At 41.5% G+C, this 26,290-nt stretch carries 27 protein-coding genes and 5 tRNA genes; 19 read left to right on the top strand and 13 right to left on the bottom strand.

Annotated features, from left to right (window positions below; translation table 11 throughout):
• Nucleotides 1–180 precede the first annotated feature (180 nt).
• On the top strand, nucleotides 181–1,497 hold the full coding sequence (locus tag CDG61_RS07465; RefSeq protein ID WP_087550239.1) for an esterase-like activity of phytase family protein: 1,317 nt from the start codon (nucleotides 181–183) through the stop codon (nucleotides 1,495–1,497).
• A 92-nt stretch (nucleotides 1,498–1,589) separates the two neighbouring features.
• Here the strand turns inward: CDG61_RS07465 and CDG61_RS07470 are convergent, their stop codons facing one another.
• Nucleotides 1,590–2,462: an ATP-binding protein gene (locus CDG61_RS07470; protein ID WP_087550238.1), complete on the bottom strand. Its 873-nt coding sequence runs from the start codon at nucleotides 2,460–2,462 to the stop codon at nucleotides 1,590–1,592.
• A gap of 194 nt (nucleotides 2,463–2,656) precedes the next feature.
• Between CDG61_RS07470 and CDG61_RS07475 the strand changes: the two genes are divergently transcribed.
• The 7 genes from CDG61_RS07475 (at nucleotide 2,657) to CDG61_RS07505 (ending at nucleotide 5,705) form a co-directional block, all read left to right on the top strand.
• Nucleotides 2,657–4,171: a DUF3336 domain-containing protein gene (locus tag CDG61_RS07475; protein WP_087550237.1), complete on the top strand. Its 1,515-nt coding sequence runs from the start codon at nucleotides 2,657–2,659 to the stop codon at nucleotides 4,169–4,171.
• Complete coding sequence (locus CDG61_RS07480; protein WP_087550236.1) at nucleotides 4,143–4,973, top strand: protein kinase domain-containing protein; 831 nt, start codon at nucleotides 4,143–4,145, stop codon at nucleotides 4,971–4,973. Before CDG61_RS07475 ends, CDG61_RS07480 begins: the two co-directional genes overlap by 29 nt.
• A 107-nt stretch (nucleotides 4,974–5,080) precedes the next feature.
• Nucleotides 5,081–5,165 (top strand) — tRNA-Leu (locus tag CDG61_RS07485).
• A gap of 34 nt (nucleotides 5,166–5,199) precedes the next feature.
• Nucleotides 5,200–5,273, top strand: a tRNA-Trp gene (locus tag CDG61_RS07490).
• 36 nt (nucleotides 5,274–5,309) lie between these two features.
• Nucleotides 5,310–5,394, top strand: a tRNA-Leu gene (locus CDG61_RS07495).
• Between the two features lie 68 nt (nucleotides 5,395–5,462).
• A tRNA-Leu gene (locus CDG61_RS07500) sits at nucleotides 5,463–5,548 on the top strand.
• A gap of 71 nt (nucleotides 5,549–5,619) precedes the next feature.
• Nucleotides 5,620–5,705, top strand: a tRNA-Leu gene (locus tag CDG61_RS07505).
• Between the two features lie 213 nt (nucleotides 5,706–5,918).
• Here the strand turns inward: CDG61_RS07505 and CDG61_RS07510 are convergent.
• Nucleotides 5,919–6,122, bottom strand: coding sequence for a hypothetical protein (locus CDG61_RS07510; protein WP_087511588.1), 204 nt, complete (start codon nucleotides 6,120–6,122; stop codon nucleotides 5,919–5,921).
• 231 nt (nucleotides 6,123–6,353) lie between these two features.
• A complete protein-coding gene (locus CDG61_RS07515) occupies nucleotides 6,354–8,024 on the bottom strand; it encodes an FMN-binding glutamate synthase family protein (RefSeq protein WP_087550235.1) in 1,671 nt (556 codons plus the stop codon).
• A gap of 269 nt (nucleotides 8,025–8,293) precedes the next feature.
• Between CDG61_RS07515 and CDG61_RS07520 the strand changes: the two genes are divergently transcribed.
• Nucleotides 8,294–8,980 carry a LuxR C-terminal-related transcriptional regulator gene (locus CDG61_RS07520; protein ID WP_087550234.1) on the top strand — a complete coding sequence of 229 codons (687 nt, stop codon included), beginning with the start codon at nucleotides 8,294–8,296 and terminating at the stop codon, nucleotides 8,978–8,980.
• Entirely contained in the window at nucleotides 8,981–10,855 is a 1,875-nt protein-coding gene (locus CDG61_RS07525; RefSeq protein ID WP_087550233.1) for a sensor histidine kinase, read from the top strand.
• A 65-nt stretch (nucleotides 10,856–10,920) separates the two neighbouring features.
• Here CDG61_RS07525 and CDG61_RS07530 read toward each other — a convergent pair whose 3' ends face one another.
• Nucleotides 10,921–12,087 carry a cupin domain-containing protein gene (locus tag CDG61_RS07530; protein WP_087550232.1) on the bottom strand — a complete coding sequence of 389 codons (1,167 nt, stop codon included), beginning with the start codon at nucleotides 12,085–12,087 and terminating at the stop codon, nucleotides 10,921–10,923.
• 88 nt (nucleotides 12,088–12,175) lie between these two features.
• Here CDG61_RS07530 and CDG61_RS07535 point away from each other — a divergent pair, with 88 nt between their 5' ends.
• Nucleotides 12,176–12,556 carry a hypothetical protein gene (locus CDG61_RS07535; protein ID WP_228199627.1) on the top strand — a complete coding sequence of 127 codons (381 nt, stop codon included), beginning with the start codon at nucleotides 12,176–12,178 and terminating at the stop codon, nucleotides 12,554–12,556.
• A gap of 258 nt (nucleotides 12,557–12,814) precedes the next feature.
• Here CDG61_RS07535 and CDG61_RS07540 read toward each other — a convergent pair whose 3' ends face one another.
• Together CDG61_RS07540 and CDG61_RS07545 are read right to left on the bottom strand one after the other, a co-directional pair.
• Complete coding sequence (locus CDG61_RS07540; RefSeq protein WP_087550231.1) at nucleotides 12,815–13,420, bottom strand: Maf family protein; 606 nt, start codon at nucleotides 13,418–13,420, stop codon at nucleotides 12,815–12,817.
• 2 nt (nucleotides 13,421–13,422) lie between these two features.
• Nucleotides 13,423–13,806: a DUF2237 family protein gene (locus CDG61_RS07545; protein ID WP_087511594.1), complete on the bottom strand. Its 384-nt coding sequence runs from the start codon at nucleotides 13,804–13,806 to the stop codon at nucleotides 13,423–13,425.
• Between the two features lie 141 nt (nucleotides 13,807–13,947).
• Between CDG61_RS07545 and CDG61_RS07550 the strand changes: the two genes are divergently transcribed.
• From CDG61_RS07550 to CDG61_RS07565, 4 genes are all read left to right on the top strand, one after another.
• Complete coding sequence (locus tag CDG61_RS07550; protein WP_087550230.1) at nucleotides 13,948–15,138, top strand: phosphoglycerate kinase; 1,191 nt, start codon at nucleotides 13,948–13,950, stop codon at nucleotides 15,136–15,138.
• 127 nt (nucleotides 15,139–15,265) lie between these two features.
• On the top strand, nucleotides 15,266–15,541 hold the full coding sequence (locus CDG61_RS07555) for a hypothetical protein (RefSeq protein WP_087550229.1): 276 nt from the start codon (nucleotides 15,266–15,268) through the stop codon (nucleotides 15,539–15,541).
• Between the two features lie 119 nt (nucleotides 15,542–15,660).
• Nucleotides 15,661–16,698 (top strand): class II fructose-bisphosphate aldolase, encoded by a 1,038-nt coding sequence (fba, locus tag CDG61_RS07560; protein ID WP_087511597.1) that lies wholly within the window; start codon nucleotides 15,661–15,663, stop codon nucleotides 16,696–16,698.
• 91 nt (nucleotides 16,699–16,789) lie between these two features.
• Nucleotides 16,790–17,650, top strand: coding sequence for a DMT family transporter (locus tag CDG61_RS07565; RefSeq protein WP_087550228.1), 861 nt, complete (start codon nucleotides 16,790–16,792; stop codon nucleotides 17,648–17,650).
• On the opposite strand, the gene CDG61_RS07570 is transcribed toward CDG61_RS07565, so the two are convergent.
• The 4 genes from CDG61_RS07570 to CDG61_RS07585 form a co-directional block, all read right to left on the bottom strand.
• Entirely contained in the window at nucleotides 17,619–17,849 is a 231-nt protein-coding gene (locus tag CDG61_RS07570) for a hypothetical protein (protein ID WP_228199628.1), read from the bottom strand. The genes CDG61_RS07565 and CDG61_RS07570 overlap by 32 nt on opposite strands.
• A 108-nt stretch (nucleotides 17,850–17,957) precedes the next feature.
• Nucleotides 17,958–18,611, bottom strand: a complete 654-nt coding sequence (gene nfsB / locus CDG61_RS07575) for an oxygen-insensitive NAD(P)H nitroreductase (RefSeq protein WP_087511599.1) — start codon at nucleotides 18,609–18,611, stop codon at nucleotides 17,958–17,960.
• Nucleotides 18,612–18,761: 150 nt separating this feature from the next.
• Nucleotides 18,762–19,493, bottom strand: coding sequence for a UDP-2,3-diacylglucosamine diphosphatase (locus tag CDG61_RS07580; protein ID WP_087550227.1), 732 nt, complete (start codon nucleotides 19,491–19,493; stop codon nucleotides 18,762–18,764).
• A 125-nt stretch (nucleotides 19,494–19,618) separates the two neighbouring features.
• Nucleotides 19,619–20,128, bottom strand: coding sequence for a peptidylprolyl isomerase (locus CDG61_RS07585; protein WP_087511601.1), 510 nt, complete (start codon nucleotides 20,126–20,128; stop codon nucleotides 19,619–19,621).
• 168 nt (nucleotides 20,129–20,296) lie between these two features.
• Here CDG61_RS07585 and CDG61_RS07590 point away from each other — a divergent pair, with 168 nt between their 5' ends.
• Together CDG61_RS07590 and CDG61_RS07595 are read left to right on the top strand one after the other, a co-directional pair.
• Nucleotides 20,297–22,015, top strand: coding sequence for a glutamine--tRNA ligase/YqeY domain fusion protein (locus CDG61_RS07590; RefSeq protein ID WP_087550226.1), 1,719 nt, complete (start codon nucleotides 20,297–20,299; stop codon nucleotides 22,013–22,015).
• 141 nt (nucleotides 22,016–22,156) lie between these two features.
• Nucleotides 22,157–22,477, top strand: a complete 321-nt coding sequence (locus CDG61_RS07595) for a pyrimidine/purine nucleoside phosphorylase (protein WP_087550362.1) — start codon at nucleotides 22,157–22,159, stop codon at nucleotides 22,475–22,477.
• A 32-nt stretch (nucleotides 22,478–22,509) separates the two neighbouring features.
• Here the strand turns inward: CDG61_RS07595 and CDG61_RS07600 are convergent, their stop codons facing one another.
• Complete coding sequence (locus tag CDG61_RS07600) at nucleotides 22,510–23,403, bottom strand: LysR family transcriptional regulator (RefSeq protein ID WP_087550225.1); 894 nt, start codon at nucleotides 23,401–23,403, stop codon at nucleotides 22,510–22,512.
• A gap of 97 nt (nucleotides 23,404–23,500) precedes the next feature.
• Between CDG61_RS07600 and CDG61_RS07605 the strand changes: the two genes are divergently transcribed.
• Together CDG61_RS07605 and CDG61_RS07610 are read left to right on the top strand one after the other, a co-directional pair.
• Complete coding sequence (locus tag CDG61_RS07605) at nucleotides 23,501–24,550, top strand: aldo/keto reductase (protein ID WP_087550361.1); 1,050 nt, start codon at nucleotides 23,501–23,503, stop codon at nucleotides 24,548–24,550.
• A gap of 112 nt (nucleotides 24,551–24,662) precedes the next feature.
• A complete protein-coding gene (locus CDG61_RS07610; protein WP_087550224.1) occupies nucleotides 24,663–25,112 on the top strand; it encodes an SRPBCC family protein in 450 nt (149 codons plus the stop codon).
• Nucleotides 25,113–25,143: 31 nt separating this feature from the next.
• Here the strand turns inward: CDG61_RS07610 and CDG61_RS07615 are convergent, their stop codons facing one another.
• Complete coding sequence (locus CDG61_RS07615; RefSeq protein ID WP_087550223.1) at nucleotides 25,144–25,674, bottom strand: lecithin retinol acyltransferase family protein; 531 nt, start codon at nucleotides 25,672–25,674, stop codon at nucleotides 25,144–25,146.
• Nucleotides 25,675–25,914: 240 nt separating this feature from the next.
• A complete protein-coding gene (locus CDG61_RS07620; protein ID WP_087511606.1) occupies nucleotides 25,915–26,163 on the bottom strand; it encodes a hypothetical protein in 249 nt (82 codons plus the stop codon).
• Nucleotides 26,164–26,290 lie beyond the last annotated feature (127 nt).

Raw genomic sequence — 26,290 nt, forward strand, 5'->3', positions numbered from 1 at the left:
ATATCAACATTATGAAAGTAAATCCTGGAGGGATTATAAGCATAAAAATACGGAAAAAGGGATTCTGTCTTCAGAGGTGTTTACATGTTAGATTGATTCAGTATGTAAACTGGAAATGGATATTTATCTGCAATGCAGAGTGATATCAGAAAACTAAAAAAGTCTGAATGAGAGAATAAAATGTCAAATAAATCAGAAATACTGAGCAGTACTGTTTATCAGAAATTTTCTCGGGGCGTTCAGCTTCCTTATGACATACTGGATATTCATGACATTCCAGATGGCGCAAAAGAAGGGCATTTTATTGAGATCCACTGTGGAGGATTCGGTTCGGAAATATCGCCACATCCAACAGAAAAGCATCAGTTTTACGCGCTGACCGACCGTGGTCCCAATACGACATACGATGTGAACGGCGATAAAGGAAAAATTTTCCTGAAACCTGATTACACGCCAAAAATTGGATTGTTTCAGCTGAACTCAGATGGAACGATCAGCAAACTAAAAGAAATTTTACTGAAAAATCCGGATGGTGAACCCATTACAGGATTGCCCAATCAGCATTTTGGTGCAACCAAAGAAATCGCTTATGACCAGCATGGCAAAGTCCTTGAAAAAGGTACAAATGAATTCGGACTGGATTCGGAAGGACTGGTGGCACTACAGGATGGAACCTTCTGGGTAAGTGATGAATATGGTCCTCATATTGTTCACTTTGATGCATCCGGTGTGGAGATTGATCGGATCAATGCTTATGAGCATGATGAGCGCAGAAAGTCTGGATATTTATTGCCACTGGAATATGCTAACCGTCGTCAGAACAGAGGAATGGAGGGGTTGACCATAACGCCCGATCAGAAAAAACTGGTGGGTATTATGCAGTCTGCGATGAGTAATCCAGATCCTTCTGTTACAAAGTCTGACCTTGTTCGTATAATGATGATTGATCTGGAAACAAAAGCGGTGTCCCAGTATCTGTACCGACAGGAGGGAGGAGATCAGGTCTATTCCTGTACCGCGATTGTTGCATTAAATCAGCAGCAGTTTCTTGTTGCTGAGCGGGACGATGATTTTTATATGGATAATCCAAAGGCATTTAAACGGGTCTATAAAATTGATCTGACTGACGTAACCGATCTGGAGCAGATCGAAAACAGTGATCAGTTTGAACAGGATGAAAAAACAGGCTTACTGATAGATGGTTTAACTCTGGAGCAGTTCGTTCTTCAGAGGGGATGGCAAGGGCTTCAGGATGTCGGCATTGTTCCTGTAGCAAAAACACTGGTGGTTGATCTTATAGAGAAGCTGCATTATCCACACGATAAAGTTGAAGGTCTGTGGGTCATTGATGAACATCATCTGGCTGTACTGAATGACGATGATTATGCTTTTTCAGAAACAGATGGTGTCATGCAGCAGAAGTATCTGGATAAAGATAAAAAAGTGATTGATGCCAATACTTTATATATTATTGGTGGTTTTGATACAGGAAAATAAAAGCTCAGAACTGTATTGGAAATGTTCAGTTCTGAGCTTTGATCATCAGAGTAAAAGAAAAAGACTGTCTTTTACTCTGTTTGGAATGAGGCTTAGAGTTGATTCAGTTGCTGTGATCCGACCCAGTGTTTAGAGAACTGATAAGCTGCCCGTCCAGAACGCTGACCACGGGACTGACACCATCTTAATGCTTCAGCGCGAGCTTCATCTGTCATAGGCATGTCAGATTTATTCAGATAGCTTTCCACAATTTCCAGGTAAAGCTGCTGATCCATTGGATAGAAAGACAGCCACAGACCAAAACGGTCTGAAAGCGAAATTTTTTCCTCAATCGCTTCCTGAGGATGCAGTTCTTTGTACTGAGGAACATCAACTTTGGTGACGGGTGTGTTTTCGTGCATGAACTCAGGTAACAGATGGCGTCGGTTACTGGTCGCATAGATAATAAAATTGCTTGAACCTGACTGTAGTGAACCATCCAGCACGCTTTTCAGACTGCGGTAATTTTCATCTTCGGCATTGAAAGCAAGATCGTCACAGTAAACAATGAATTTTTCAGGACGATGCGCAATCTGTTTCTGAATTTCAGGAAGTTCAGAAAGATCATCACGTTCAATTTCAATCAGACGCAGACCGTCTTTTGCATATTTTGTGAGTAAAGCACGGACAATGGAGGATTTTCCTGTACCGCGTGAGCCTGTCAGCAGTACGTCATTTGCAGGTAAGCCTTTCAGGAACTGTAAGGTATTCTGTATGACTTTTTCTTTCTGCCGTTCAATACCCCTTAAATCATCAAGGAAAATATCCTTAGGATTTAAAATAGGGATTAACTGTTTATTCTGCCATTTATAGGCAACAGCAGAAAAATCTGTCTCCTGTCGGACGGCTGGGAGACTTTGCTGTAGCTGTTGTAGTACAGTGGAGAGAGATTGCAGAATGTTATCAGGTAAATCTATATTGGCCATGATGTTCAGCTTATGATTGCAAAATGTTGGTTCTGTTTTGTGCTGACATAGAACTCTATACCACTCAGTCAGTATTTGCCAATATATTCATTGCTTTTGCAATTGAAAGACAGATAAAGTTTTCTGCATAGTTTAAAAGTTTCTTTAGACCTGTACTGCGTATAAAAAATTTATGTAATAAGGAAGATGTGCTTATGCTGTTCAAAGATTTGACCCAGGATATGAATCCACATCAGGCATACCGTATAAAGAAACTGAAGCGTCAGCTTGAACGTGCTGAGTCGTATGAAGAATGGAAATCCACAGCACTCAAAATAGATGAAGAGTCGGGTGCTCAGGAATGGAAATTGGACAACAGTTCAGCTTATTTTGATGCAGAAATTATTTCACACCGTCTAAACCTGCTCAGGCGTTACAGAACGTCCGAACGTACCCGTGATCTGATGTATATATTGCGGGAAGGTCTGACTTACGATATTGCCAATATTGCACATCCATTGCTGTTTACTGCCACCTATGTGGGAACAAAAAAAATTATTGAAGACTATATTGATGAAGTCAGTAAGAGTCTTGCTTTTGTGGCATCCAATGAATGCCAGTCACTTTCTGCGCAGGAAAAACTGGATTTTTTTGAGCAGTGCAGAACAGCTTATGGTCAGCCAGCCATTATGTTTTCAGGTGGGGCAACACTGGGGCTGTTTCATACAGGGGTCTGTAAAGCACTCATGGAACAGGATCTGATGCCTAAGGTTCTTTCGGGTTCCAGTGCGGGTGCGATCATGACCGCCATGCTGGGTGTTTCGAAACCCTCAGATGTGACTGGGATTCTGAGTGGTGAGAATTTTTTCAGTGAAGCATTTCATTTCAGGAAAATAGGACAGATTCTGAAAGGTGATGGCGGTATCGCAGATGTTCGCTATCTGAAAAAATTTCTGGTGGAAAACCTGGGAGATGTCACTTTTGCTGAGGCATTCAAAACTTCGGGTCTGCATATCAATGTCGCCGTGGCACCTTATGATGCATCTCAGGATGCACGGATTATGAATGCCTATACTTCTCCTGATTTACTGGTATGGAGTGCTGTACTGGCTTCATGTGCAGTGCCTGTCCTGTTTCCACCGGTCAGACTCACCAGTAAGCGTTATGACGGTGAGCAGACACCTTATATGGCAACAACGCGATGGGTGGATGGAAGCGTACGCAGTGACTTCCCTCAGGAAAAAATGGCGAGACTGTACAATATCAACTACACCATCGCAAGCCAGGTCAATCCTCATATCGTTCCTTTTATGCAGACCGATGAGCAGCGTTACAGAAGCGACATGCTCAGCTGGCCTGAAAGGATCGCTAGAAGGCAGGGGAAAGTTATTTCCAAAGGGGTAATGGACTTTACGCGGCAGAGAATGGGCAACGTCAATGCTCTGCGCAGGTTAATGGATCATGGCTATGGCATTGTAGACCAGCGATATTATGGTGATCTGAATATCGTCGGTAATTACAGTTTTAAACATTATGGTTATATGCTTCAGAACCCGCGACCATTTCTGTTTAAATTGCTGCAACGTGAAGGCGAACGTGCAACCTGGCCAAAAATATCAGCCATTGAAACACATGCCAGGGTTGGGAAAACCATTCAGCACTGTCTTGAGCTTTTAAATTACCAGCAAAATAAAGCTGAACATGTCAAAGCCGAGCATATTTCAGTTTAGCCAGGAGCAGATCACATCACTGGATCTGAAACTGGTCACCAAGCCACGCAGCCAGATGTTTGGTCGGCGGCTCTATACATTCAGTTTTGATGAGCAACAGTACTGGCTTAAGGCACAGATCAGAAATACACATAAAGATGTGGAGCAGGGTTTTCTGCGTGAAATGGACTTCTATCCGCAGATAGGGGTTGGTGGAGACTTTTCACTGCCTTTCAGCCAGATGGAGTGGGGCGATGCATTATTTCAGAGGGATCAGGAGCATTATTATCCTGGCGTTCTGATTTTACCTCATGCTGTTCCAGTTTTTGACCTGCATCCTGAAAAGCTCAATGCCAGTGAAATTCACTTCCAGATTCTGAGTGTGCTTGAACTGCTGGATGGTTTGTATAAATGGGGCTATCTGCATGCAGATTTAAAAGCAGAACATTTTGTTCATTATGCTGGAAAAAATGCATTGATCGATTTTGAACAGATCATCCCTCAACTTAAACAGCAATCTCAGAAACTGACGGCAACTCCCCGGTATATGGCACCCGAACTCTTTCATGGTGACGTTAAAAGTGTGCAGAGTGAAATTTATGCTTTAGGAGTTATCCTGCTTGAATGGCTGACACAGCAAAGGCTAAGTGCAAAAAACTATCAGGAATGGGCTGTTTTGCACTGTCAGACACTCAAGGTTGAACTTCCTGTGCAATTTCAAGCCTATTCAGAGATTATTAAAAAAATGCTTTCAAAGAAAAAAGATCACAGATTTTTATGTTTTGAACAGATTAAATACAGCTTAATGCTTGAAAACGTTTAAGAAAAATACAGAAAAGCGGGTTTTGTTTCTTATTTAAACAAACAAGTGGATTTTTAATAAAAAGGGCTTGTCATGATTAAGTGATCTCTATAATATACACAGCCATCGGGGACGTGGCGAAATTGGTAGACGCACTGGATTTAGGTTCCAGCGCCGCGAGGTGTGAGAGTTCGAGTCTCTCCGTCCCCACCACTGATTCTTCAAATGTATTTGAAGATAAGGTAACAGAGGATTGGTGTAATGGTAGCATGACGGTCTCCAAAACCGTTCGTCAAGGTTCGAATCCTTGATCCTCTGCCAGTTTTAAAAAAATCTGACTTAGGTTAGTACCCTGATGGGGACGTGGCGAAATTGGTAGACGCACTGGATTTAGGTTCCAGCGCCGCGAGGTGTGAGAGTTCGAGTCTCTCCGTCCCCACCATCATAAGTAAGCGTGTAACTTACTTGTCTTTTAAGACTTAAAAATTTATTTAGATTATTACACTGACCGGGGATGTGGCGGAATTGGTAGACGCACTGTGTTCAGGTCGCAGCGCCCACAAAGCGTAAGAGTTCGAGTCTCTTCATCCCCACCATATTTAAGCAGGTGTGTAACCTGCTTGATTGTTAGAGTTTAGCTTTAACAGTTGAATTATTACACATGACCGGGGATGTGGCGGAATTGGTAGACGCACTGTGTTCAGGTCGCAGCGCCCACAAAGCGTAAGAGTTCGAGTCTCTTCATCCCCACCATATTTTATAAAGCCAGGCTATGTCCTGGCTTTATCTTTTTATATCTGAACGATATTTCATTTCAGTGACATCAGCCTGAAATTACATCATTCTGAATAAAAGTCTGCCAGGTTGGTTTGAGCTCATACGGTTGCACATATTTGATCTGACAGGCATGCAGTGATCCTTACTGATGCCTGTAATATGGGTGATACTGTGCATGGATTTGTATACTTAAGCTTTAAGGTGATCTTCAAATTCTTCGCCTAACTGCATTGCCAGATGGTTGCCAGAAAGATCGCAGGTGACTAAGCCATATTCTTTTTTAAAGCTGAATGTAAAACCTTTATTATCGGCAAGTGTTTTGACTGAATAGCCAATATTTTCCAGCCAGATACGGAAAGCAATTAAATTTTTAGCTTTTACGACTTTTTTCACGGAAATACTCCTTAATCACGCTTAAATAATAAATAGGGATGGTGGAGATATTTTTAAAGGGCTGAATTGAGCTGATTTTGAGCAATGACGTTTTTTTATGTAAAAAAATAAAATAAATGGCAAAGGATAATGAGAAATTTATTTTTATTGTGATTAAAAACAGATATTTATATTTTTTTGATGCCCGTGTAAAAAAAGAGGCATGACGCCTCTTTTTTATGATGATCAGACTTAAAAATATTCTACATTCGACATATTCCACATGCGGAAATAGAAGTTTTCGTCATCTTTGTTTTCACAGTTGAGCAGCTCTCCCGGTTTCAGCCAGAAATGAAGCTGAGCATAGTTCTTGATTTCACGGTCATTGACACGCTGAGCCAGATGGTGAGCTTTAATGTCTTCTGGGTGTTGTAAACCAGCCGCAGCGATCAGCTCAGAAAGGGCATGCAGGGTATTCCTGTGATAGTGATAAACCCGATCTGCTTTGGTTGGAACATGAAGCGCTTTCTGTCTTTCCTTGTCCTGTGTGGCTACTCCAACAGGGCATTGATTGGTATGGCAGCTCTGTGCCTGAATACAGCCGACGGCAAACATAAAGCCACGGGCTGAGTTGACCCAGTCTGCACCGATTGCCATAGTGCTTGCAATGTCAAAGGCACTGACCAGTTTGCCACTGGCACCTACACGTATTCTGTCTCTTAATCCTGCGCCGACCAGGGTGTTGTGTACAAACAGTAATCCCTCACGCAGCGGTGTGCCGACGTGGTTGATCAGTTCAACCGGTGCAGCTCCTGTACCGCCTTCTGAACCATCGACCACTATAAAATCCGGAATGATTTTGGTCTGAAGCATTGCTTTGACAATGCTCATAAACTGCCATGGCTGACCAATACAGAGTTTAAAGCCTACTGGTTTCCCACCGGATAAATCACGTAACTGCTGTATGAATTGCATCATTTCTACAGGGGTGCTGAATGCAGAGTGCTGTGCAGGGGAAATACAGTCCTGGTCGCGGCTCACACCTCTGATCTGTGATATTTCTTCAGAAATTTTATCTTTGGGTAATATACCGCCGTGTCCGGGTTTAGCCCCCTGGGACAGTTTTATTTCAATCATTTTGATCTGGGGTAATATTGCCTGTTGAGCAAATTTTTCAGGATCAAATTTTCCATCTAAAGTCCGACAGCCAAAATAACCACTGCCTAGCTCCCAGACAATATCGCCACCATTTTCCAGGTGATAAGGGCTGATGCTTCCTTCACCAGTATCATGATAAAAATTGCCACTCTGCGCTCCTTTGTTCAGTGCGCGGATTGCATTTGCACTTAAACTTCCAAAACTCATTGCCGAAATATTGAAAATTGAGGCACTGTACGGCTGTCTGCACTGTTCATTACCGATAGTAATGCGGAATGATTCAGGGTCAGCAGGTTTGCAGGGGGTGAGAGAGTGAGTGATAAAACGATAGTCTTCCTGATAGACATCAATAATTGAGCCAAAAGGTTTATCGGCATTTTCATTTTTTGCACGCTGATAAACCAGGCTGCGCTGCATTCTTGAAAATGGTAAAGCATCCTGGTCAGACTCAATAAAATACTGGCGTATTTCTGGTCGGAAATCTTCGAAAATAAAGCGGAAATGACCCATGATCGGATAGTTTTTTAATATGGAATGTTTGTTCTGAAGTATGTCATGCAATCCCAGCAGGCTTAAAAGCGTGCTGACTAACAACAGTGTATTCAGCAATGTATCTGAAATAAAATAATAGATGTAATGCGGTGCATGATAAAAACGGAACCACGCAAGAGAAACCGCAATGATAATACATAAAAACCAGACAGAGTGACGTGAAAAGAAGGTATTTAAGAGTTTATGTCTGACTGATTGGGCTGGACCTGGCATTCTTAATATATTTCCTTGGAAGTACAGTTTTAAATGTCTCAGGATTGGTCAGTCAGTACAAGTATAAAAGTGTGATTTGATATAGGTTTTAAAAGTAAACAGCACGGTATAGTGATTAATCGGCTTGAATCATCTGTTTCAGTCGTTAAATTGCATTACAGATTTGAACATAAAACAGGGAAAATCCTTAAATTACTTATTTTTAGTGATGGTAATTCATCGACTGTAAATCTATATTATTTCTTTAGTGTATTGAATGGGGAAAAACGGTGGCAGACAAAGATATTATTTTACCTGTTCCAGTACTGATACTTGAAGATGAGTCCATTATACAAAGTCGCCTGAAGTGTATTCTGCAGGAATTGGGATATCAGGATGATATGCTGATTTTTACAAGTACTTTAAAGGAGTCACTGAGTTTAATTGAAGATCATCCAGTCTCTCTTGCACTGGTCGATCTTGGGTTGCCTGATGGTAATGGCATTGAGCTGATTGAGGCGTTACGCTGTAAAGATCCTTCGGCTGTGATTCTGGTGATTTCTGCATGGAGTACCCAGGAGAGCCTGTTTAAAGCAATACGGGCGGGTGCGACGGGTTATGTGCTTAAGGAGCGTGACGATGCAGAAGTTATGATTGCTATACGCAGTATTTTACGTGGTGGTGCGCCAATTGACCCATTTATTGCACGTGAAATTTTAAGCAGACTGCCGGTTGAAGATACTCAGAATCCTTCAGATAAAGAAACCAGCAGTGAGGAATACATAGAAGCGCTGACCAACAGGGAGAGGGAAATTCTGACACTGGTTGCTCAGGGGTTAAGTAACCGTGAAATTGCTGAAATGCTGTTTGTGTCCAGATATACCGTGGAAAGTCATATCAAACATATCTATCGAAAACTTTCTGTGACCAAGCGGACGAAAGCCGTAAGCACAGCCCGGTCTTTGGGTCTGATCTGAATGCGTTTTGTCTGTGCGGTTCTGTTTTATTTTTTTACAGGGATTTACAGTTCTGTCTTTGCACAGCAGTTCCCTGTTAATGAACAGTGTCGCGTCAATGTTCATGCAATGGAGGCGGTCCGTACAGATTCAATGCAGCATGTGCCTGCTTCAGGCTGGGAAAAAGTCAGCTTACCAGACACGTGGAGTGAGCGATGGCATAATTATAATGGTGCTGTGTGGTATCGGATTAAATGGGACTGGCATTGTGATCATGATGCACATCTGCAGGAGCCTGTTGTTTTTTCAGTAAAATCAATCAATTCGGCTGGAGCAGTATTTCTGAATGGTGATCTGCTGTGGTCAGATAAAAATCTGAGTGGCTCTTTATCCAGAAGCTGGAATATGCCGCGTTACTGGATTTTACCGATTGCAGGACTGAATCAGGGGAAGAATGAGGTTCTGATATTTATAAAGGGCTACGCATTTCAGCTGCCGGGTCTTGGTGCGGTTGGATTTAATAATGTCCAGAAAAATTATGAAATCCACAAGGATCGGGTGTGGAATCAGCGGACAATGTTTTTGATCAGCATCATCATGTCTGCAACACTGGGTGTCTTCTGTTTTGTGATATGGCTGTTCAGACGGGAAGACCAGACGTTTGCACTGTTTGCACTTAGTTCATTGTTCTGGATTTTGTTTATTTCAAGTGTCCTGAGGACAGAAACACTACCGTTGATGACAACACTACAGGATGCACAGTTCACCATGATTGTGCTTGTCTGTTATATCTGTTCATTCTGCCTGTACCTTATGCGTTTTATAGATAAAAAATTCCCCCGCATTGAAATAAGTATAGCTGTACTGACCGGTCTTAGTATTCTGGGTCTGCTTTTTACAGATATGAATAACACAGCAAGTTTTCACAGTCTGATTTTTTTATGTTATTTAGTGCTGTTGTTGCTCTGCATTTTGTATGTTTTCTATATAACAATCAGAACACGAAAACTGGAATATATACTGCTGTCGCTGGCGATGCTGGTGATTCTGATTATTGGTTGTGTGGATCTGGGAATTCTGACCCTGAATCATTTTAAAAATTTACCACCACTGGTGCCATATACATCTTCGGTGATCACACTGTTTATTGTGGTGGTTTTATCCATGCGCCTGACCCGGAGTATTAAGCGTATTGAGTTGTTTAATCATGAACTGGAAGTGAAAATTCAACATGTGAGTGATGATTTAAAGTCGAGTCTGATGGAAAAACACGGGCTTGAACTGAAAAATGTACGCTTACAGGAAAGAATACATCTGTCTCATGATTTACATGATGTGCTTGGAGCATCCATTGTGCGTTCCATGATTATGGTTGACCAGAGTAAAGAAAATTTCTCAAACCAGCATTTTCTGTCGATGCTGAAGTTGCTTCGGGATGACTTAAGGCAGATTATAGACAGTGGCTCATCGGCAGGGGTTGCAGTTCCTGAAAATCCTTTACTGTGGATCGCACCTGTACGTCACCGTTTCAGTCAGCTGATGGATGAAATGGATATAAATTCCAGCTGGTCATTGCCTTCTCAGTGGAAGATTCAGCCAACAGCACTGCAGTGTCTTACCCTTATTCGGGTGCTTGAGGAAAGCCTGACCAATATTGTGAAACACAGTTATGCAACAGAAGTTAAGGTGGTCATGGATATACCTGATTCCACTCAGATTGTGTTGATTGTGGTGGACAATGGTGTTGGATTTGATGTGGATTGTGTACTGAAACAGGGGATGAGTGTTGGAATGCGAAGCATGCAGCTTCGTCTGGAAAAGATAGGTGCTTCACTTCAGATGTCTTCGCAGGCAGGTCGGACGGTGATCTGTGCCATTATGCCCGTCAGGCTGTGAAGAACTGAAAAAATTACAGACAATAAAAAAGAAGGCATACAGCCTTCTTTTTTTTAGCATCTGGCTCAGTCAGACGATGCTGGAACCAGCATCAGTACTGAGTCATTCAGTAATTCTGCAATATCTTCGAGAATTTCATCATCCATCAGTGAAAGATCCAGAGGCACAGTCTGCCCATCTGCAAGTTTCTTTAAGCTGCCTGTAAACTGTTCAGAAATACAGATGCCTTCGCCATTTGCCCAGAACATCACATCACCATCCTGTTCGCTGTAGAGCAGACGGGATGCAGGTTCAAGCATGAGCAGATAACCTGCTTCAAGCGCCTCTTCGAGATCACCTGTACCAATTTCATCTGCTTCTGGAATACCATCAGGATACTTAGGCTCAGACAGCAGGCTCATAATGGCATCTTCAAGAACATTGGTCTGTTGCAGCTGTGCCATGATTTCTGCTTTGAGGTATTCAAGCTCATCAACTGTGACTTCACCTGCACATGATACCGTATCTCTTACAATATCGACCAAAGGATTTCTTAAGACAGGATTGTCGGAAAATTTATCGCCAACACGGTCCATCATGTCTGAAACATTCGGCATGCGGAAACCAAATGAATAGGTCAGACAGTCATTTTCAGCAACACCGTAATGTGAAAGGCCAGGTGGGACATAGAGCAGGTCACCTGGAGACAGAACCTCATCAAAATGAACGTCCATTTCAGCAAGCAGCTTTAATGGCTGTCCTGCAACAAAATCAGTGTTCTCATCACACATCTGTCCCAGTTGCCATCTGCGTTGACCATAACCCTGAACCAGGAATACATCATAGAAATCAAAATGCTTACCGACTGAACCGCCCTGTGGAGCATATGACACCATAATGTCATCACGGCGCCATTGTGGAATAAATGGAAATTTTTTCCATAATTCCGCAAGGTCAAATGAGTAATGATCCACAGCCTGAACCAGCAGCGTCCAGAGTTTAGGCATTTTCTGGAAGTCACTTTTATTTAACGGCGAAGACTTGACTGACCATTGATCTGGATTTTTATCCCGCTGTTTGATCAGACGCGCTGTGATATTTTCATCCAGTGCCAGTTCCATAACATCATCGGGAACAAGCAGACTGGCTATTTCAGGCAGGGCATTGCGAACCAGCAACGGTTTTTTTTGCCAGTATTCATTAAGAAACTGTTCAGCGGTAATACCGCCTAAAACATCTAAGGATTGGGACATGAAAATAGCCTAAGCAAATTTAAAACAATATTGTGACTATTGTCTTATGATCGAAAGCCTAAGTGCAAGTATCGTGAGATTTATTTAAATGGGCTTGGTTGATTTAAATAAATTGAGTTTGTCTGAGTTATTGTGGTTGTATACATCAAAATCTTTACTGCATCATAGGTCTAAAATACAGCGAAGAAAAATAATGTTAAGTAAAGAAGATGCCGAGAAAATGGCGAATGAGATATTGCAAAAAGAAAGAGAGAAAAGTCAGTCCAGATTAGCGAAACAATCATCCTCAATCGATAGGATATATAAAGCAAAAAATTTGGCTGAGGTGCCGCAATATCAGCATATCTTACTTTTTAGACAAGCCAAAAGCCTTGCTGAAGATCATCCGCTATATAATAAATGTGGTATGGCTATTTGGTACTGGCATTGTTATTTGTCAAATATCTCTTTAGACAGAGGGAAAGTGTGAGTAGCTTTGACCCTGATAATATTAGTCTATTTTTCTTTCTTATTCTTTTTATGTTGATTACGCTATACCGTAGTTTATTAATTCGAATGTACTTTAAACGACTCATTCAAGCTTATCTCTCAGCAAATTCATCCAGAATTTTTGAGCGATTGGTCGTATATTATATTAATGCTGTTGTTAAATTTAATATTCAGTATTGAACGGCAACATCTGCTGCCGTTCAATTTATTGGGAGTCAACTAAAAACACTTCCAGTAATTATGGCACAAGTACTTTTAATTCACGCAGAATATGACAGAGCTTGATCATGGGCATACCCATCAGTGTGGTCTGATCCAGTCCATTCATTTCTTCAAACAGGCTGATCCCGAGGCTTTCACATTTAAAGCTGCCGGCACAGTGCAGGGGCTGTTCCACCTGAACATAGCGCTCTGATTCAGCCAGTGTCAGTTTGCGGAATTTTACTTTGTAATGTTCGACCAGGGTGCTTTCAAAACCTGTAGACTTCTGTTGCACACTCAGCGCCGTGCTGAAGTAGACAATTTTATCGGAATTAGCCTGAAGCTGCCGAACCGCTTTTTCAGCAGTCAGTGGTTTGCCAATAAAAATATCAGGTGCACCTTCACGCCAGGCTACCTGATCTGAACCGATCACAATGGCATCAGGATACTGTTCAGAGATGATCCGAGCTTTTTCATACGCCAGCCGCTGTGCAAGAATATCTGCATGATTTTCACCCTGAGGCGATTCATCAATATCAGGAACAACGGAGATATAAGGAAGATGCAGTCGATTCATCAGATCTTTGCGGGTCTGACTGCTGGATGCCAGGATAATCTGTGGGTGGTTATTTGAAGTAGACATATTCAGACTGCGTATTCCATCAGTACATCAAGCGGAACATAAGACAGAACTGCCTGATGACATGCCTGAATTTTAACAGGAGGTGCCTGATCAGCCTGGTAAGCTTCAACCCAGCGGGTGACACAGATGCACCAGAAATCACCAGGCTGTAAACCGGGAAAGCCAACTTCAGGGACTGGTGTGATCAGATCATTCCCCACTTTCTGGGAAAAATTAAGGAACTCAGAGGTCATCTGTGCACACATGGTGTGCTGACCAATATCAGATGCTGCTGTATGGCAGAAGCCGTTTCGGAAATATCCCGTGATCGGGTCAAAGCAGCAGCTTGCCAGAGGTTCGCCTAAAACATTTAAACGATTGATTTTAGGATCAGGATGAATGGACATAGTACTGAATCATTGTGAAGTCTTTTCACTATCATAATCAAAACTTTCGGTTTCGACAGCTTTTATGCAAAAGAAGCTAACCTTTTTCTGCATAATCATTTAAAATCAGGGCGATTTTTATATCTATAAAGTGAGCTATACATGAACTTTCAGCGTATGACTGACCTCGATTTAGCAGGCAAACGTGTACTTATCCGTGAAGATTTAAACGTTCCTGTTAAAAACGGTGTGATTACCAGTGATGCACGTTTACGTGCTGCATTACCGACAATTAAAGCTGCGGTTGAGAAAGGTGCAGCTGTGATGGTGTATTCACATCTGGGTCGTCCTGTTGAAGGTGAGCCAAAACCAGAACAGTCTCTTGCTCCAGTTGCTGCTTATCTGACAGAAGCGCTGGGACAGGAAGTAAAACTGTTTACAGATTATCTAGATGGTGTTGAAGTTCAGCCTGGTCAGGTTGTACTGCTTGAAAACTGCCGTTTCAATGCGGGTGAAAAGAAAAACAATCCTGAGCTTGCTGCAAAATACGCAGCACTTTGTGATGTGTTTGTTATGGATGCTTTCGGTACTGCACACCGTGCAGAAGCATCGACTGAAGGTGTTGCACGTTTAGCAAAAGTAGCTGCGGCAGGTCCTTTACTTGCTGCTGAACTGGATGCTTTAGGTCGTGCATTGCAGACACCTGAAAAACCAATGGTTGCAATCGTTGCAGGTTCAAAAGTATCGACTAAGCTTGATGTTTTAACTTCACTGTCTGATATCTGTGATCAGTTGATTGTGGGCGGTGGTATTGCCAATACATTCCTTGCTGCGGCAGGTTTCAATGTGGGTAAATCTCTGTGTGAACATGATCTGATTGATACTGCAAAAGCAATTGCAGCAAAAGTTTCAGTTCCACTTCCGATAGATGTTGTTGTTGCAGATGCTTCAGAAATCAACTTTGATGATTTCCTGGGTTCACTTGCTGCTGCAAAAGCCGTTGTGAAAAACGTGGCAGACGTAACTGACAACGATATGATTCTGGATGTAGGTCCAGAAACTGCAAAAGCATTTGCAGAAATCTTAAAAACTTCTAAAACCATTTTATGGAATGGTCCTGTAGGTGTGTTTGAGGTCGATCAGTTCGGTGAAGGAACAAAAGCACTTTCACTGGCAATTGCAGAATCAGAAGGCTTCTCGATCGCAGGTGGTGGTGATACTTTAGCTGCAATTGATAAATATGAAGTTGCAGACAAAATCGGTTATATCTCTACAGGTGGTGGTGCATTCCTTGAATTTGTAGAAGGTAAGACTTTACCGGCAGTTGCTGTGTTACTGGAACGTGCTGAATAAGCATCAGATTTCATAATAATGAAAGGGGTTGGCATGAAGCCAGCCCTTTTCATTTTTGCGTCATTAAAATGAAATATATCTGCAATAAACTTAAAAATAATAAATCACCCGTTGTAGGAAAAATGTGATGAACTTAAAACTGACACTGGCAGCTTTACTGATTGCTCCATTAGCTTTAACAGCTTGTGCAAAGAAAGATGATGCGGCTAAAACTGAAGGTGCAGCATCAGAAGCTGTTGTGGAAGAGAAAGTAACCCCTGAACAGCAGGCAGCAATCGACGTCATTGATAAACCTGTTCTGGATGAAAAAAATACTGACGTACCTGCGGATATCGCAAATGCACCTGCAGATGCTGCCACTCCAGCGACTGAAGCAGAGGCTGCGGCTGAAACTGCTCACTGATTTTGTTTTTTATTTAAAAATCCCTGCACTTGCAGGGATTTTTTTTGAAATACTACATATTGTTGCTGAATTGAAATAATTAGGCATGTAGAATATGGGGCATTACCTGGGAGGATATTATGGCTCTTATTTCATTGCGCCAGCTCTTGGATCATGCCGGTGAATACAATTACGGCGTTCCAGCGTTTAACGTAAACAATTTAGAACAAATGCGCGCAATTATGTTAGCCGCAGACGAAACCAATTCACCTGTAATTGTGCAGGCTTCGGCAGGTGCACGTAAGTATGCAGGTGCACCATTCCTTCGTCATTTAATTTTAGCTGCAATTGAAGAATGGCCACACATTCCTGTGGTAATGCACCAGGATCATGGTACAGACCCAGACGTATGTCAGCGTTCTATCCAGTTGGGCTTTTCATCTGTAATGATGGATGGTTCATTAGGTGCAGACGGTAAAACACCAACGACTTATGAATATAACGTTGATGTGACCCGTCGTACAGTTCAGATGGCGCATGCATGTGGTGTTTCTGTTGAAGGTGAAATCGGCTGTTTAGGCAGTCTTGAAACTGGTATGGCTGGTGAAGAAGATGGCGTAGGCGCTGAAGGCGTTCTGGACCATTCTCAGCTGCTGACTTCTGTTGAAGAAGCAACTCAGTTTGTAAAAGACACCAATGTAGATGCTTTGGCAATTGCAGTAGGTACTTCACACGGTGCGTACAAGTTCACACGTCCACCTACAGGTGATATTTTAGCGATTGACCGCATCAAAGAAATCCATGCAGCACTTCCGAATACACACCTTGTTATGCACGGTTCAAGCTCTGTTCCTCAGGAATGGCTTGCAATCATTAACCAGTATGGCGGCGACATCAAAGAAACTTATGGTGTTCCTGTTGAACAGCTGGTTGAAGCAATCAAACACGGTGTTCGTAAAATCAACATTGATACAGATTTACGTTTAGCGTCTACAGGTGCTATGCGTCGTATGATGGCTGAACAGCCAAGCGAATTTGATCCACGTAAATTCTTTGCTAAAACTGTTGATGCAATGAAACAGATCTGTGTTGACCGTTATACACAGTTCGGTACAGCGGGTCATGCAGACAAGATCCGTCCAGTTTCTTTAGAGAAAATGGTTGATCGTTATAAATAATTCATATTGAATGATTTATAAAAGAAAGCCCACGTTATTGTGGGCTTTTCTGTATCTGGAAAATAAACCAAAAAATGGATAAGAGTGGCTCATGGAACTGATTTTTGCTGCTGCACTTTGCAGCGTAGTGGTTTCTGTACTGATCAAGATATGCAGTACCCGTGGATTCAGTATCATTCAGATGATCACCTGGAATTATGCATCTGCTTCGGTGCTTTGCTATCTATGGTTCAAGCCTGATCTGATTCATGTTTCAGTGAAACAGACTCCCTGGTGGCTGATTATCAGTCTGGGGATATTGCTGCCGACCATTTTTGTATGCCTTTCTAAAGCATTACAGACGGCAGGTATTTTAAAAACAGAAATAGCACAGCGACTTTCAGTTGTATTGTCTCTTTGTGCGGCCTGGCTAATTTTCAATGAACAGTTCAGTACTCTTAAAATCATTGGGATTGTACTGGGCTTTATGGCAGTGGTCTGTATTTTATATGCGCAGAAAGGTGATGGAGCAGCTTCGGGAAATAAGTGGGGGATTCTTTATCTGATCCTGGTCTGGGCGGGGTATGCACTGATTGATGTATTACTGAAATATATAACCGGTCTGGGATTGCAGTTCAGCGTGGTGCTGAACCTGATGTTTGTCTGTGCTTTTTTTATAACTTTAATGCATGCTTTTTTTGTTCAGAAAACATGGCCTTCCGTTAAAAATATCAGTGCAGGTCTGTTGCTGGGAGTGCTGAATATTGCCAATATTGCACTGTATGTAAAAGCGCATATGCTGCTAAAAGACAGTCCTGCGGTCGTATTTGCAGGTATGAATATTCTGGTTGTACTTTTAGGCGTACTTAGTGGCATGTTACTTTTTAAAGAGAAAATAAAACCTGCAACAGTGGCAGGTCTTATTATGGGAATTGCGGGTGTTATGTGCCTTGCTTCAGCAATGGCAGGTTAAAAAATGATTTAATAAAAGTCACTGGATGTTTAAAAATATCTTCAGTTTCAACCGAACCCAGCAGCATACCTGCGGTATCACAATCAGGGCAGTGCGGATAATTGACCAGTGCCTCAGCTGAATATTTCTGCATGTAGATTTTTTGGCAGTGATGGCATTCAAATTTAATAGGCATATTGGATACAGTAGGCATGGTCATTGCACCGTTTAAAATTTGCGCAAATATACCTGATTTTATGTCATTAAATAAGTCCCAAAATGACATAAAAAGGGGTTTTTAACCCCTTTCGTCGGTTTTATTTATAAATTAGAGCTTGGTAAAGATTTCTTTGCTGTTTAAACGTGATTTTGGAAGTTTTGCGTTGAAATCACTTTCACTGCGATAACCTAAAGTCATGATAACAGAAGGAATGAGTCCTTTCTCAGCCAATCCTAATTCTTCACTGATGATTGCTTCATCAAAACCACCGATTGGAGTTGCGTCAACGCCTTCAAGACCAGCTGCATACAGTAAATGTCCCAATGCAATAAAGGTCTGATTTTCAGCCCAGCGCTGAATATCGCCTTTTTCATTGCGATAAAAGTCAATATAGCCTGTGCGGGTGTCTTTCTGTCCCTGTTTTGCTTTTTCATCTTTAAAGCGTCCGCTGACATCATCCTGATTCAACAGGTCTTCAAGATGCTGCTCTGTAATATCTTCAAGGGTACAGAACAGAATGGTGTGTGAAGAATCCATGACTTTGGGAGCATTGTAGGCATATTTGCCAACCAGTGCTTTAGCAATACGTTCTTTTGCTGCCTGATTGTCGGCAATAAAAAAATGCCATGGTTGAATATTGATGGAAGAAGGTGCAAGTCGTAAGATTTCGAGTAAGCGATCAAACTGTTCCTGAGGAATTTTTTTCTCAGGGTTATAAGCTTTCGTGGCATATCTTGATTTTGAAGCGTTTAACGAATCCATATCTGTGACTCTTATATCGAATATTTTCGATTTATTATATTCTTAAAAATCAAAATGTGAATCCAGTAAACGTAAATAAACATGAAAATGGTCGTTTTTTTGAATCAGGTAGCTGTACCCAGATCATGACGGATAATCAGATTTCTGTGATTAGTGAATAGTCCATTTAAAGAAGTGACATTGAGCTTGTTCATCCACTTCGAGGATCATTGCTTCGGAGCTGAGTTCACGCCAGTCGCCTAAAACGATTCTTGGCTTACCATTTACATCATGAATTTCAGGGCGGTGTGTATGTCCGTGAATCAGCACATCCACATCAGATAAGGCATTTTCCACTGCCTGTTCATTGACATCCATAATGGTATAGCTTTTGCTCTGATTGGCTTCACGGCTTTTTTTACGGAATCCATTAGCCAATTTTTGTCTAAAACTGAGCGGAGTACTTTTTAAAATACCAAGAATAATTGGATTGCGAATGATTTTCTTAAAGCGCTGATAGGACACATCATCGGTACACAGGGCATCGCCGTGTTCAATTCTGAATTTTTTATTTCCAATGTTTAAGGTATAAACATCAGGAAGGAGTTTGCCATTGAATTGACAGAGAAATTTTTGACCTAAGGCAAAATCACGATTACCCACTAAAAAGAAAATCTGATTGCCTGCATGAGTAAACTGTTTCAGTGCATTGACGGTTTCATCCAGCCACGGTGCAGAGTAGTCATCTCCGATCCAGGCGTTAAACCAGTCGCCTAAAATATAGAGTTGGGTTGGTTTTTTGGCATCGCTGTGCTGATATTGTTCCAATAAAGCTAAAAACCCCCGAATGAGTCGAGGGTGATCAGGTGACAAATGTAAATCGGCGATAAACAGATGGGTCACAATTTTAATTTACCTGTTTTAGAATCTCCCTAAATCCCTCTTTGAGAAAGAGGGACTTTCCACCCATTTATATTTGGGCTTTTACTCCCTCCTTTATTAAAGGAGGGTTGGGGAGGATTTAAAAATTATTCAGAAATAATCTTAGCAGATTCGATGACAACATTTTCTAAAGGAACATCAGCGTGATAACCACGGTTACCAGTGCGAACACCTTTGATTGCTTCAACGATATCCAGACCTTCAGTCACTTTACCAAATACTGCATAACCCCAGCCTTGTGCTGTTTTACCAGTGTGGTTAAGGAAAGAGTTGTTTTTCACGTTAATGAAGAACTGAGCAGAAGCAGAATGAGGTGCTTGTGTACGAGCCATTGCAATTGTACCTTCGTCATTGCTTAAGCCGTTGTCTGCTTCGTTTTCAATAGAATCACGTGTTGCTTTTTCTTTGAAGTTTTCGTCCATGCCGCCGCCCTGGATCATGAAGCCATCAATCACACGGTGGAAGATAACGCCATCATAAAAACCATCACGAACATATTCTAAAAAGTTAGCAACAGTTTTAGGTGCTTTTTCAGAATTCAGTTCAAGAACAATACGCCCTTTATTGGTGTTTAATTCGACTTGAGGAAAACTCATTGTGTAATCTCCTGATCATGACAAAAAAGCCATGGGTTTTTGGTTGAGAGAAGCATAAGCAAACTGTAAACTACATAGCAAGCAAAAATACGAAAAACTTTTGTTAAAAAAGTATAAAGCGTATTTTTATTCTCCTGATTTTTATTCAATAGAAGTGATTTTACTACCATGAAGCCAAATGATGTTGTTTCAGACCTGCCAAAAAACCCGACAACCAGTACATCGGTCGATGCTGTGCAGCAGGAACAACAGGCAGGCTTGGACTTTATCCGTCAGGTGATTACTGATGATCTTGCAGAAGGTCGTGTGCAGTCTGTTGTAACACGTTTCCCACCAGAACCGAACGGTTATCTGCATATTGGTCATGTAAAGGCAATCTGCCTGAACTTTGGTATTGCAAATGAATATAAAGGTTTATGTAACCTGCGTTTTGATGATACCAACCCTGATGCTGAAGAGCAGGAATATGTAGATGGTATTGCTAATGATGTGAAATGGCTGGGTTTTGAATGGGATGGTGCGCCACGTTATGCATCGAGCTATTTTGATCAGTTACATACCTGGGCAATTCAGCTGATTGAGCAGGGCGATGCTTATGTCGATCTACAGTCTCCTGAAGAAATTAAGCTGAACCGCGGTAACTTTGTGGAACCAGGTAAAAACTCTCCATACCGTGATGCATCTGTAGAGGAAAACCTTACCCGTTTTGCTCAGATGAATAATGGCGAGCTGGGTGAAGGTCAGGCAGTTCTGCGTGCCAGAATTGATATGACTTCACCTAATGTACACATGCGTGACCCAATTCTGTACCGTGTTCTGCATTCAGAACATCATCAGACTGGCGATAAATGGAAAATGTATCCAATGTATGACTATGCTCATCCATTGTCTGATGCAATCGAAGGCATTACGCATTCTTTATGTACTCTGGAATTCCAGGATCACCGTCCGTTTTATGACTGGGTTGTGCAAAAGGTTAAATCACCATCTGTACCGCATCAGTATGAATCCAGCCGTCTGAATATTGATTACACCATCACCTCTAAACGTAAATTGCGTAAACTGGTTGAAGGCAATCATGTAAATGGCTGGGATGACCCACGTATGCCAACAGTGGTTGGTATGCGTCGTCGTGGTTTCACGCCTGAAGGTTTACGTGATTTCTGTAAACGTGTTGGTGTCTCTAAAACAGATGGTATTGTTGATGTGGCAATGCTTGAGTTCTGTATCCGACAGTCTCTGGAAAATACCGCAGCGCGTGGTATGGCTGTACTGAATCCATTAAAAGTGACGTTGACGAATTTACCTGAAGCTATGGATATGCTGCATGCACGTCATCCAAACGTGGATATGGGTGATCGTATTATTCCGTTGACTTCTGAGATTTATATTGACCGTAAAGACTTTGAAGAAGTGCCACCGAAAGGCTTTAAGCGCTTGATCCCTGAGGGTGAAGTGCGTTTACGTCATGCTTATGTGATCAAATGTGATGAAGTGATTAAGGATGCAAACGGTGAAGTGGTTGAACTGAAATGTTCAATTGACCCTGAAACTTTAGGTAAGAATCCTGAAGGTCGTAAAGTGAAAGGTGTCATTCACTGGGTTTCTGCGACTAAAGGTATTCCTGCTGAAGTCCGTATTTATGACCGTCTGTTTACTGAGTCTGATCCAGAAGTGGGCGATGACTTCCTGGCAAATCTGAACCCGGATTCTTTACAGGTTGTTCAGGCCATTATTGAACCTGCTTTAGCAGATGCAAAACCTGAAGATCGTTTCCAGTTTGAACGTGAAGGCTATTTTGTTGCTGACCAGTATGATCACACCAGTGAAAAACCTGTGTTTAACCGCATTCTGGATTTAAGAGACAGCTTCAAACCAGGTAAGTAAGGTAAGGAATATGTCATTAAAAAACCCAGCTTAGGCTGGGTTTCTTATTTTTCAGACTGAAATAAATTTTTTCAAACTGTCATGCTTCCTTTTTATAAAAACAGATATACTGGAAAACAGAATGACAGCAGGGATGTAACCATGTCACAGCAACTTGATTCTGTATCCATTCATAAAAAGCCAAATATTCATTTTAATGGTCGATCCATCAGCTATCTGGTTGAATTTAAAGATGGTTCAAAGAAAACACTGGGAGTGTTACTGCCAACTGAAAAACCGCTGACTTTTGAAACGCATATACCTGAGCGTATTGAAATTATTTCAGGAAAATGTCTGATCGGAATTGGTGATGGTGAATTTAAAACCCTGGTTGAAGGTGAGATTCTGAATATTCCTGAAAACTGTCGTTTCAGTATGCAGTCGAGTGAGGTTGTTGATTATATCTGTCATTTAGAGCTTTGAATCGCGGTTTATAGGGATGTGTCAGATAAAACCTATAATGATTGCTGCAAATGATGCTGTAAGAATTCGATCAGTACTTTTACCTTGCTGGATACAAACTTTTTATCAGGTGTCACAGCATAAACAGCAGTAGGTTCAACCGTAAAATCAGGCAACACCTGAACAAGTTTCCCATCCTTTAAATCCTGCTGTACATGCCACAAAGAATGGTTTGATATTCCAAGACCTGCCAGCGATGCCTGGCGGATTCCTTCACCTGAATTGGTAATGAAATTTCCTTCAAGCTCAATATCAGTATTCTGTCCTGCTTGATCTACAAAATGCCATGTATTACTGATGCCCTGTTGATGGCGTTGAACAATACAGCGGTGTTGTTTTAAATCCTGCAGGGACGCAGGATGACCATATTTCTGAAGATATTCAGGGGACGCACACAGCAAGCGTCTGTTTATACACAAAGGTCTGGCAATCAAAGAAGAATCTTTCAGTTTTCCAATGCGTATCGCAAGATCAAACCCATGTGCAACAAGATCGACGTTCTGATCATTCATATCTAAATTGATTTTAAGTTCAGGGTGCAGTTTTAAAAACTCTGCAATGATCTGCACAAGAATATGAGCACCAAAGGTGGCCGAGGCAGTCATATTAATTGTGCCTGATAAAATCGGATGGTTCTGCTGTAAGTTTTCTGTCAATGCGTGAAAACCATCAAGCAAGGGTCGTCCTTGCTCAATCAGGACTCTGGCTTCTTCAGTTAAACTTAAACGTCTTGTTGTTCTGTAAAAGAGCCTGAGTTTTAATTGATTTTCAAGGCGTTGAATCCGTTGACTGGCAACCGACACAGCAATATTTTCTTCTTTTGCTGCCTGAGTCATGGAGCCGGATTCCGCAACACGCAGAAAAAAATGGAAATCTTCAGTATTCATTATCCATAAAATCGAAAAAATGTTTTCTGATTGTCCTGATTTTTCAGACAAAACAAAATTGTTATTTTGTGATCATATTTATTTGCGAGTAGAGATCATGAAATATAACTTTCTGGGAAATTCTGGTTTACGCGTTTCAGAGCTTGGTTTTGGTGCAGGAACTTTTGGTGGGAAAGGGCAGATTTTTTCTGCATGGGGGCAGGCAGGACAGACTGAAGCCAGCCAGATGATTGCATCATGTATGGATGCTGGAATTAATTTTTTTGATACTGCCGATGTCTATTCAGATGGAGAGTCTGAGCGGATGCTCGGTAAAGCTTTGCTGCGGCAACGTCAGAATGTCATTATTTCAACCAAAGTGGGTATTCGCACGGGTGAACAGATCAATCATGTGGGCTATTCACGAAATTACCTTATTTATGCTGTAGAGCAGTCTTTGAAGCGTTTAAATACTGATTATATTGACGTTTTACAATTGCACCAGTCTGACAGTTTTACAGCACCCGAACAGTTGATGAAATCACTGGATCACTTGATTCAGAGTGGTAAAGTCCGTTACATTGGGGCATCGAATTTCTCTGGATGGCAGCTGATGAAAGCTCAGTCTGTTGCTGAGCGTTATGGCTATGAAAAATTTATTGCACATCAGGTTTATTATTCTTTAATTGGGCGGGACTATGAGTGGGAGCTGATGCAGCTGAATCATGATCAGAATATTGGTGGCATTGTATGGAGCCCTTTAGGCTGGGGGCGTTTGACGGGTCGGTTTGACCGAAATCATCCATTGCCGGAAAACAGCCGCTTACATGAAACTGTGCAGTTTGCCCCGCCTGTGAATGAAGAATATCTGTACCAGGTGATTGATGTTTTACAGCAGATTTCACTGGAAACCGGACACAGTATTCCTCAGATTGCTTTGAACTGGTTATTGCAGCGACCAACGATATCAACGGTATTGATTGGTGCCAGGAACCAGCAGCAGTTAGCTGAAAACTTACAGTCCAGCCAGCTGGTTCTCAGTCCAGATCAGATTCATAGACTGAATGATGTCAGCGCAGTTTATCCGCCTTATCCTTACTATCCTTACTGGAATGGACAGTTTTCTGAACGCTTCAGATCTGTGGTGGATTCTCAGTATGCACCATAAGCAGAATGGCAGAATTAAAAATTGCTCACACTTTACAGATAGCCTCAATCTGTAAAGTTGTGGTATCTGTAATTCAATACAATCATAAAAGATCAATTCGAGGGGCAATGTTATGAACCCAACCATTGAAGTTCAGATGCTGATCCGCAAGCCGGTTACAGAGGTTTTTCAGGCGTTTATTGATCCATCCATTACAGCAAAATTCTGGTTCAGTTCTGCAACGGGCAGACTGGAGCAAGGAACAACGGTTGAATGGACATGGCAGAAGTACCAGTTTACAGCTCAGGTTGAAGTGCTTGAAGTGGTCACTGATAAGCGGATTCAGATTAAATGGGGCACACCTAAAACGACAGTGGATTTTATATTTGAAAAAGTATCTGAAAATCAGACTTATTTAAAAATAAGAAACTACGATATTCCTTTACAGGGGGCGGAACTTATTTCATTTATTATTGACAGTACTGGCGGTTTTACAACTGTTGTAGATGGAGCCAAGGCTTGGCTTGAGCAGGGTATTCAGCTGAGCCTTGTAGAAGATAAATTTCCACCCTTTAATGCATGAAATGAATAAATACAGTGTAAATGCTGAATATTCAGTTTTTATGCTGTTTTTTCTCAAGGAAAACATCAGCCATCTGATTCCGTGATTTATCCCTGAGTTTTTTCTTGATATACAGAACAAGTGCAAAACTGGTTGTTGTAATGGTCAGCAGCATACTGTTCATATAACTCATAATAGAGCTGACATAACCAATAGTTGTCAGTCTGTTCATCATACGGATAACCTGTGGGCTGCTTTCAACACCTGTAATTGCCCAGGTACATAGATGTTCACAGTTGTTTACAATCAGATGATAGTTGTTTTCATTCATGCGGGAACGCATACGGCGCACAACTTTTCGTCCAGAATACCGTGGATTATGGTAGGTCTGAACCGTGATGTTTTTGCCATAACTGAATTTTTCTAAAGACGTTATTTCGATGGGGCGTTTTTTGAACAGATGTGCAAAACCCGAATAGTGAATGATACGACCACGTCCGACATAGATACCATGATGTGAATATCCAAAGTGTTTGACGATCAGATGTGAGCCTAGAGGAAACCGTATTTTCTGCTGCTGCATTGTGACGTTTGACCAATAACTAACAAGTGTATTTTATATCTATTCTAACGCCTTAAAGTTAAATAAGCCAATTGAAGTCACATTTTCAGGTATTCCGATTGTGACCAGATTTATCAGTCTGCTGATATGAAGCCCTGTTCAACGCTGAATACTGAACAGGGAAGAGCTGTAGATATATTGGATTATCCCTGGAAAACAGGAGTGTTCTTCCGGTTCTGAACAGAGAATAAAAATGGTGGTTTACTGACCGACCACACCCAGTAAAGTACTTTGTGACTTACACATTTCAGTTGCCTGAGCTTTATCCATCTGTTTAATTTCATGTTCAAATTTTGATTTCTGACTTTTGATCTGTTCATCTGTCAGCCCCATCTGTCTGGAAAGTTTTTCCATTTTTGACCAGGAATCTGCACATTCTTCAGGAATTTTACTGCAGGCGTTCAGGCTTAGTATGACGGTGATCAGACTCAGAATTTTGATAGTTCTCATGAATTAAACCTTTATTTTAATTTAAATAATTTTGTTTTGAGCTGAGAATGATAACAGAGAAAGAATGCGTTTTAATTAAAATCTGAGCAGTTCATTCGGGATCATCAATTGAATAAAATTAAAGCTA

Origin of the sequence: Acinetobacter sp. WCHAc010052 (assembly GCF_002165295.2) — a bacterium.
GTDB classification, from domain to species: Bacteria; Pseudomonadota; Gammaproteobacteria; order Pseudomonadales; family Moraxellaceae; genus Acinetobacter; species Acinetobacter chinensis.